The following is a 9,429-nucleotide window of genomic DNA, read 5'->3' on the forward strand; positions in this document are numbered from 1 at the left end:
GGTTTATGGGATGCCCAAATTAATCATACCTGGGAAACTTACTCAGATAGTTGAAACTGTTCCCAGTTAAGACTGTCCCTGTTCCCTCTCCTCACAGACAACTTTTAGTCAGCAAACCCTAATTATTACCACTGATATTAAAAACGGTGAAGTTACCAACTAAATCAGCAGAAGGAAATAGTTGACGTAATTGAGCAAAGTTCTCAATTGAAGATTTAGTTATTCTGTCATACCATAATAATAAGCTATTTTTAGCTGTTGAGTGTTTTTCCCAAAATTCTCGTAAACTCCTCCGACTAATTACTCGCATGGGTTTAAAAATCAAAGTGCATCGTATTTTGAGGGCGGGGAGACCCCGCCCCTAGGTTTACCAAGAATGTAATGCCCTTAATTGGGGGGTTTTTTTGACTTGATGGGCTTGCATTCGGGTGAGGACATCATCTAAAATGCCTACGGCTTCCACAATATGACCACCTTTATTGAGCATGACACATTCTGCTCGTTCTGACATGGCGGCATCGGTCATTTCTGCCCGTGATGGCATTCCATGTTTAACGAGGTTTTCTAATACTTGCGTTGCCCAAATTACGGGTATATGGGCGGCTTCACATAACCAGAGTATTTCTTCTTGAATTTCTGCTAGTCGTTCATAACCAATTTCAATGGCTAAGTCTCCCCTAGCAATCATAATGGCAAAGGGTTGTTTACCTGCGGCTTGAATAATTAATTCGGGTAAATTAGTAACAGCAAGTGGTGTTTCTATTTTGGCAACTATAGCGGGTATGGGACAATTTTCTGGTAATCTGGCGGCTAATTCTTGTTGCAAAAGTTGAATATCTTCAGGGGTTTGCACATAGGAATAACCGATAATATCAACTTGATCAGCGTGGGCAGCAATAAAGTCTAAATCTCGTTTATCTTTGTCTGTTAAGGAACTTAAATGTAAGTCGGTGTAAGGAAAATTCATGCCTTTATCTGGTAAAAGTTTTTCACCTTTAAGACGGGCATGGGTGACTTTTAACCATACGCCTTCGGGTGTAATCGCCTCAACATAAGCACCTATTTTACCATCATCAATCCACACTCTTGTACCAATTTTTAATTCTTTTAATACATCTGGAATTGTACAACTAGCTTGAAAACATTGAGAATTAATGGTGGTGGGTAAGTCAGGGGTGAGAACCAGAGATTCACCTTTAAATATCCGTTGTTTGGGACTGGGAGCGATCGCAAATTTAATCCGGGTTTTTGGACCACCCAAATCCATGAGAATTTTGCAAGAAGTTCCTAATTCTAATTCTGCTTTTTTCACATTATTAATCATTGCTAACCATTCAACGGAGGTATCATGGCCGCAATTAATTCTGACGCAGTTTGTACCTTGATGCAGGAGATCCCGGACAAATTCGTAGTTGGTAGCAGCTTCTATTGATAATGTCACCATGATGCGGACTCGACGGTGATGGAGAGTATTACCAAATATATCTTCTGTATTTTGTTGTAGTAAGCGATCGCCTTCAAAAAATGCTTCTAAAGGGGGATGTGTAATGATAGAATCGTTATCTGTGCGACAAACTGCTTTTAATGTGGCAATCACAGCATCTAAGGTAGGTAAAACTTTGGCTTCTATTCTTCCTAAAGAAGACAAACCCCAAGGCATTAAAGCTGCTTGGAGTTCTCTTAAATCATATCTTCTCAGGGCTAAATAATAGGCCAGATTTTGACTACTATTAATAAATGATGGGCGGTGAATTTCTGTTTGCCATTGTTCAAATATTTCTCTGCCTTCCTGAACAACAGCTTGGCGAAGTTGTTGTATTGTAGTCAATAAAATCCGAGGATCAGATAGGTCTAATCCTTCATTTTTCATCTCTAGATGAGTAGACTGCATATTAGTAAATTCAACTCCACAAATTTAAAATTATTCTGTTGATTCAGAATATTTAAATTCACCTTTTGCTGCCACATTTTCTAATAGGGAACAGGGAACAGGGAACAGGGAACAGGGAACAGGGAACAGGGAATGGGGAATAGGGAATGGGGAATGGGGAATGGGGAATGGGCAAAATTAATTTCTTTCTTCTCCCCTACCCCCTTTATCACCTGTCACCGTAGCGTAGCACCTGTCAACAGTCAACCATCAACTATTCCCCTTTTTCTGCCACAGCAATTTCTAACATTGTTTTGATGACAGAATCAGGGTTGAGACTGATAGAATCTATACCTTGTTCAACGAGGAAACGGGCAAATTCTGGATAGTCACTGGGTGCTTGTCCACAGATGCCGATTTTACGACCATGTTGTTTGACAGTAGCGATCGCTTTTGCTATTGTCCGTTTTACAGCTTCATTGCGTTCATCAAAGAGATGGGCAACTAATTCCGAATCTCGATCTAATCCTAATGTTAATTGGGTCAAATCATTAGAACCAATGGAGAAGCCGTCAAAAACTTGGCTAAATTCATCCGCTAATAAAACGTTACTGGGCAATTCGCACATTACGTAAACTTCTAAGCCGTTTTCTCCTCGGACTAAGCCATTTTGAGCCATTTCTGCCAATACCCGTTTACCTTCTTCTGGAGTGCGACAAAAAGGAACCATGAGAATCATATTGGTTAAACCCATTTCATCTCTTACCCGTTTCATGGCTTGACATTCTAGGGCAAAACCTTCACGATAACGGGGGTCATAGTAACGAGAAGCACCACGCCAACCAATCATCGGGTTTTCTTCTTTGGGTTCAAATTGTCTACCACCCAAGAGATTTGCATATTCATTACTCTTGAAATCGGACAAACGGACAATTACAGGTTTGGGATAAAATGCTGCGGCAATTGTACCAATACCTTGAGCCAATTTAGAAACAAAGAATTCAGCTTTATCTTCATATTGGGCTGTTAACTCGCTAATTTTATATTTAGCAAGTTCGTCTTCTAATTCGTCAAAATGTAATAATGCTAAAGGATGGGCTTTAATATGGTTAGCAATGATAAATTCCATTCTTGCTAAACCAACACCATCATTAGGAATTGCGGTTAAACCTAATGCCTCTTCAGGATTACCCACATTCATCATAATTTTAGTACGGATACGAGGCAAATTATCTAAAGGTAATTCTCGAATTTCAAAGTTTAATAAACCATCATAAACTTGACCTGTTTCACCTTCGGCACAACTAACAGTTATCTCTTGTCCAGTTTCTAGAACTGTTGTGGCATCACCACAACCAACTAATGCCGGAATACCCATTTCTCTGGCAATAATTGCCGCATGACAGGTTCTACCACCGGAGTTAGTAACAATAGCACTAGCTTTTTTCATAATTGGTTCCCAGTCTGGGTCTGTGCGGTTGGTAACTAGCACTTCTCCAGGTTGGAATAAATTGATTTGATGTACATCAAGGATAACTCTGGCTTTACCTTGACCGATCATTTCCCCAACGCTACGACCTGTTAATAAAACTTGACTTTTTTCTTTCAGTTGATAAGTTCTAAGGACGGTTTTTGATTTTTGAGATTGAACTGTTTCTGGTCTAGCTTGGACGATAAATAATTCACCAGTTACGCCATCTTTTGCCCATTCAATATCCATCGGTGTTGCCATACCTCGGACTTGGGAGTAATGATCCTCAATTATACAAGCCCATTTGGCGAGTCGCAAAATTTCTTGGTCATTAAGGGCAAATTGGGTGCGTTCTGATTCGGGAACGGGGATGTTTTTGGTTAATTTTGACCCACCAAGGTCATAAACCATTTTTATTTCTTTTGTCCCCAAACGTTTTTGGAGGATGGGTTTATACCCTTGTTTTAAGGTAGGTTTAAATACTAAATATTCATCTGGGTTAACTGCCCCTTGAACTACGTTTTCACCTAAACCGTAAGCTGCGGTAATTAAGGCTGCATCTTTAAAGCCTGTTTCGGTGTCAATGGAGAACATTACGCCAGAGGATGCTAGGTCAGAACGTACCATTTTTTGCACACCGACTGATAAAGCAACTTCAAAATGATCGAAACCTTTAATTTGGCGGTAAGAAATAGCCCGGTCTGTAAATATAGAAGCAAAGCATTTATGACAGGATTCTAATACGCCTTGAAGTCCATGAACATTGAGATATGTTTCTTGTTGTCCGGCAAAACTGGCATCTGGTAAATCCTCTGCTGTGGCACTGGAACGCACAGCAACGTCAGTATCTATACCGTATTCTTGACATAGAGTTTGATATGATCGAGCGATCGCTTCTTGTAATTCTAAGGGAAATGGGGTTTCTAACATTAATGATCTGGCTTGTTTGCCACATTCCCGCAGATTATCCATATCTTCGACATCTAAATCTGCAAAAATCTTTCTTAGTTTGGCTTCTAAACCAGCCCCAATAATAAAGTATCTATAAGCATAAGCAGTTGTAGCAAACCCAGTGGGAACTTTCACCCCTTTGGGTCCAAGTTGTTGAATCATTTCCCCTAAAGAGGCGTTTTTACCACCTACTAGGGGAATATCTGCAATTCCCACGGAAGTAAAGGGTAATACTAAAGCTTGTTGGGGAAGCTGGTTATTTTCTTGGTTGCGTTTAATTTCCAGCATATTGTTCCATTCCTTAAAATATTTTCTGTTATTTAATTCAGTCTTTGGGGTTTTGTTGTCTTTTTACTCACCCACTATTTTTATACCCAGAGATTTTGAGGATCTTGTGAAGATATATTTACTGATATCTTCCGATTGCTAAGAGTGGGAAAAAGTATTTGATAGTAAATAGTTGATGCTCTGTAAACATTTATAAAGCCAGAGGATTGTCCTGTGAAGTTACTTATATTTACCTTCTGGCTTTGCTGTTCCATCTGACTCAGGGAGGAAGGCAGGGGGTATTTTTGTGTGTCAGAATCAGCATCAGATACAATGATAAATATAAGCGAAATTAAAGATAGTTATAGATGGGATTGTAAATAAATGTAGCGATAATATGGTGAAATGTTACATAATATATTTTTTTTGTAAATATCTTCACAATATCCTCATATTTACAAGTTACACTTCAAGAAATGACTATATAGCAGGTGACAGGTGAGCAGAGTTGAAAAGATTTTGGTGTAAGGTTTTTCGGTCAAGTTTGTATCTCATTCAAGTGCATACCGCTATAAGTATTTTTCGTGATTAGATAAAAATTTTATTCACCAACCACTTTTAATAAAAGGATGTGAAACCATTATGCCTTACTGCCCTTGTTGTACGGATTCTCTTTTACACCACATCCGTGGTTCTGAAAGCTACTGGTTTTGTCGTAGTTGTTGGCAAGAAATGCCAGTTTTAACCCAGGGTCACACTACCGAAGTTCCAAAACCCATTTTGGCTAAACTCGCTAAAGACATATTCACGTCAGATCATTATGGTCAGTCACATCAACGAGATGGGTTAAGATTAAACTTGGAAGGTAAGTGGCACAGAAAGATTTTATCTCATGTGTAATTACACATTTTAGGGGCAATTCATAAATTGCCCCTACAGAAATATAGCCCAACTTCATATAGAATTAGTATCGGCTATTCTCAATCAAACACGAAAATCTATCTCCTGTACATCTATCCTGAATATCCTGATAGCGTTCACGTAATGTGCCGTTAGCGGTAGCGTGGGTTAGCCATTTCTGAAAATTTACCCTTTAACACAAAGAACTTGTTTCAAAGTTGCCACAATTTCCACCAAATCAGATTGGTTTGCCATTACCTGTTCAATGGGTTTATAAGCAGCAGGAATTTCATCTAAAAGTCCCGTATCTTTACGACATTCTACACCTTTGGTTTGCTCGATTAAATCATCAAGATTATAGACATTTTTAGCTTTAGTTCTTGACATTAACCGCCCAGATCCATGACTACAGGAGCAAAAACTATGGGCATTTCCTTTACCTTTCACAATAAAAGATTTTGTTCCCATTGAACCAGGAATAATTCCATAATCTTCGGTTTGAGCGCGAACTGCACCTTTACGAGTGACATACACATCCTCACCAAAATGTAATTCTTTTTCGGCGTAATTGTGATGACAATTTACCTCTAATAAAGGTTTAAATGGTTTCCCTCCTGATAGATGTTTTTCGACGATTTTTTTAAATCGTTCCATCATTACATCACGGTTAAAAAGTGCATAATTTTGCGCCCATTGTAAGTCTTCCCAGTAGGCTTTAAATTCTGGTGTACCAGCGACAAAATAAGCTAAATCTGGATCTGGTAATTTCTCACCTGCCATTTTTGCTAATTCTTTGGCTGTGTCAATATGGCATTGTGCAAGTTTATTACCAATGTTCCGTGAACCAGAATGTAACATTAACCAAACTTGGTTTTCTGTGTCGAGACAAATTTCTATGAAATGATTCAATTTGTTACTAATTGCTAGTTAAGCTTATGCAGTCTCCACCGTCTAAGTTGAATACTGCTTCGACTTCTACTTAATACTTCCATTGAAAACTCAACTGAATAGGTAGGCATAATCAGGGTGATTGAGTGTGATATTAGTGGTTTCCATAATTCCACAATATCATAAATGAAAGTAGCAATTGATCAAGTCATTTCTGCTTGATTCTATACCTTCAAGTTCGGTATAGTTCGGAGTACACCTTCATCCTAAATATATATTAGGATGCCCAAGTCCCTCTACTCTCTACGGGGCGTTTTACCGCTTCCCTCGGTATTAGCGATCGCAGCTTTCACCGATTTGGACGAGTTTTTAATCCTACATTACTGTAAGATGGGGCAATCTTTCACCCCCACCCAGAGAACCCATTTGTTTCATCGCTTTACCTTCTAAGTCTTGCACACCCCGATGCAAATTAGAAAAGTTCCGCCATTTTTGCCAGTTAGTTACGGCTTTTTCTACATCTTTATTTTCATTAAATCCTGTAGGAATTGCAGCTTCAATATCGAGGCGTATTTTCTTGAGTTTGCCTTCTAATTTTTCACCTGTAAATGGTGTTTTAATGGCACTCATACCGCAACCCAGGTCTACACCCACAGCCGCAGGAATAATAGCATCTTTAGTAGCAATTACTGAACCAACTAACGCGCCTTTGCCTAAGTGGACATCGGGCATTAAGGCTACGTGCTTAAATACAAATGGCAAGGAGGCTACATTCTTGGCCATTTTGGTTTCATCTGAGCCTAAGGGATGATTTGCCCAAGATAAAACGGGGTGGGGTGTGGTAATTCCTAATTGTTCGTAGGGCATAAAAAAGTAATCAGCTATTTATCTTATACTACATTTATACTACATTAAGGTTTATTTGTCAAATTTTGATCAGAAAAACTCTATAGGACTTACGCAAGATGTGGTTAAAACCCATATTATTGCGTAGGGGTAATTCATGAATTACCCCTACTCTAATAACGGCATTTTTTCAGAAGTGGGGGATCTTTGTTGGTAATCCACACCAAAATACATAATAATTATGGGTGAGGATCTGATTTACTATTTTTTTGGCGTATTTACATGAGTTTAAAGGCGGTCTTATTTAATTTCAATGGTGTCATTATCAAGGATGAATCAATTCACTTAAAATTGATAGATGAGATTCTTGTGCAGGAAAATCTCCAACCTGGACGGGTGCAAGAACATCAAGCTAGTTTGGCTAGGGGCGATCGCGCTTATTTTCAAGATTTGCTCAAAAATCGTGGTAGGGTAGTGACACCAGAATATATGTCTGTGTTACTCACTCGCAAAGCGCAAGCTTATCTCCTGGAATTGGAAAAGCTGGAAAAATTGCCTTTGTCTTCTGGAATTGAAGATGTAATTTTTCAGATTCGTTCCTGTCATCTGAAGATGGGATTAGTTAGTGATTCTTTACATCAAGAAATTCAAGCGGTTTTAAACGCTGCTAAATTAACTGAATACTTTCCTGTAATTGTGTCGGGGGATGATATTACTAGCAGTAAACCCAGTCCTGAAGGTTATTTGCTGGCAGTTGAACGGATGAATCAGGTATATCCTGAGTTAAATTTACAACCTGATGAATGTTTAGTAATTGAGGATACTTTAGCAGGTATTCAAGCAGCTAAACGCGCTCAAATGCAAGTGGTAGGTTTAGCGAATACTTACCCCTTCCATATGTTGCAACGTCAAGCAAATTGGACAATTGATTATTTGATTGATTTAGATTTACAACGGGTACAGGAAGTTTTTTTAGAAAAAGATGTGAAATCTGCTGTTCCTGAATGTTAATATATAAAATGTATTCTAGAGTTGCTAATGTAAGCACTCATAAGGGGAATTAGCTCAGTTGGTAGAGTGCTGCGATCGCACCGCAGAGGTCAGGGGTTCGAGTCTCCTATTCTCCATTGTTGTACATTCGCAAATTATATGTCGCTTTTCGCAATTTAGTGTCGTTGTTCGCAAATTAATGTCGCGGTGGTTGTTTTTCCGAGTCAATTTAATTATTCTAAGTTTTCGCAAATTAATGTCGCATGAACTTAACATTGACTGCACAATACAATAAATTATGATTATTGATATGTGTTTGATCGCAGCACTCCTTTCAACCCTCCCATGATCATTTCTATTTTGCAACCATTTTAATGGTTAATGCAAGTCAATAACCTATATTTTTTACCACCCCTAGTCGGGATGGTAGTTGAAACTGCAACGCTCAAATATATTCTTGGCAAATTTATCTACTTTCAACCCACCCCTAGTCGGGATGGTAGTTGAAACTATTTCCAATACAGGCAACAACGGGAGATGGTTACTTTCAACCCACCCCTAGTCGGGATGGTAGTTGAAACCAATTGTAGTAGAGCCACCAATCTCACTTAGAATGATCTTTCAACCCACCCCTAGTCGGGATGGTTGTTGAAACCGCACCCGTCTAGACCCTTGCCAATACAGGTTTCCAGATGCGATTTTGGCAAACCTGTTAAAAAATCTGTTTTTTTGCTCTCAATGGAGGACATTCATCACTCTTCAAATGAGTCAAATCAATACTGGACAAGGGATTCAATGTTTTGGCAGATCCCCAGGGTTTTTGACCCCGCTTATGGTTCGCCAAAAAAAAGATTTGAGAGGATTCCCCCGACGAAGGGGGTGATTCAGTAGCCACCACTGTGGAAATCCACATCGTTATAAATAACGACTATGGCTAAAAGCCTTACTCCTTATTGCTGGGAGCGCACCTATCCTGTCTTGCGACAGCAGCATCAGAAGCGGGCAGCTACCAGGCTCAGAAAGCATGACAGTCTTCCAACTGCCAAACTAAGCCAGATTTTTCATAGTACAGAGACTCCAAGGAGCATGAACTACGGCGCTATTGTATCTATATTATATTTTCAAGGTTCGGATTCGTAAACTAAATTAGACTGACTTAATAGTTTGACGTTCTTGGTAAGCAAAAACAGCTACATCTCGCGCTTTTTCTTGTGGACTAGCTCTGATCAGTAAACCAAAAAGTTTT

6 protein-coding genes, 1 tRNA gene and 2 pseudogenes are annotated in these 9,429 nt (G+C 39.1%); 4 read left to right on the plus strand and 5 right to left on the minus strand.

Annotated features, from left to right (window positions below):
* Positions 1-118: 118 nt before the first annotated feature.
* From CUN59_RS10755 to ppsA, 3 genes are all read right to left on the minus strand, one after another.
* Positions 119-310, minus strand: a complete 192-nt coding sequence (locus tag CUN59_RS10755) for a type II toxin-antitoxin system HigB family toxin (protein WP_104387846.1) — start codon at positions 308-310, stop codon at positions 119-121.
* Between the two features lie 57 nt (positions 311-367).
* Positions 368-1,891, minus strand: a complete 1,524-nt coding sequence (locus CUN59_RS10760) for a pyruvate kinase (RefSeq protein WP_104387841.1) — start codon at positions 1,889-1,891, stop codon at positions 368-370.
* 253 nt (positions 1,892-2,144) lie between these two features.
* Positions 2,145-4,580: a phosphoenolpyruvate synthase gene (ppsA, locus tag CUN59_RS10765; RefSeq protein ID WP_104387842.1), complete on the minus strand. Its 2,436-nt coding sequence runs from the start codon at positions 4,578-4,580 to the stop codon at positions 2,145-2,147.
* A 621-nt stretch (positions 4,581-5,201) separates the two neighbouring features.
* Here ppsA and CUN59_RS10770 point away from each other — a divergent pair.
* Entirely contained in the window at positions 5,202-5,459 is a 258-nt protein-coding gene (locus CUN59_RS10770; RefSeq protein ID WP_104387843.1) for a hypothetical protein, read from the plus strand.
* 186 nt (positions 5,460-5,645) lie between these two features.
* Here CUN59_RS10770 and CUN59_RS10775 read toward each other — a convergent pair.
* Positions 5,646-6,365 (minus strand): annotated as a pseudogene (locus CUN59_RS10775) (RtcB family protein); the annotation flags it as partial.
* Positions 6,366-6,752: 387 nt separating this feature from the next.
* Positions 6,753-7,214 (minus strand): annotated as a pseudogene (locus CUN59_RS10780) (RtcB family protein); the annotation flags it as partial.
* Between the two features lie 261 nt (positions 7,215-7,475).
* Here CUN59_RS10780 and CUN59_RS10785 point away from each other — a divergent pair.
* The 3 genes from CUN59_RS10785 (at position 7,476) to CUN59_RS22325 (ending at position 8,690) form a co-directional block, all read left to right on the plus strand.
* Positions 7,476-8,204 carry an HAD family hydrolase gene (locus CUN59_RS10785; RefSeq protein ID WP_104387844.1) on the plus strand — a complete coding sequence of 243 codons (729 nt, stop codon included), beginning with the start codon at positions 7,476-7,478 and terminating at the stop codon, positions 8,202-8,204.
* A 43-nt stretch (positions 8,205-8,247) separates the two neighbouring features.
* Positions 8,248-8,320: transfer RNA gene (locus CUN59_RS10790), tRNA-Ala, on the plus strand.
* A gap of 244 nt (positions 8,321-8,564) precedes the next feature.
* Positions 8,565-8,690, plus strand: coding sequence for a hypothetical protein (locus CUN59_RS22325; RefSeq protein ID WP_279327300.1), 126 nt, complete (start codon positions 8,565-8,567; stop codon positions 8,688-8,690).
* The last annotated feature ends 739 nt before the right edge of the window (positions 8,691-9,429 follow it).

It is taken from the genome of Cuspidothrix issatschenkoi CHARLIE-1, from assembly GCF_002934005.1.
Classification (GTDB): domain Bacteria; phylum Cyanobacteriota; class Cyanobacteriia; order Cyanobacteriales; family Nostocaceae; genus Cuspidothrix; species Cuspidothrix issatschenkoi.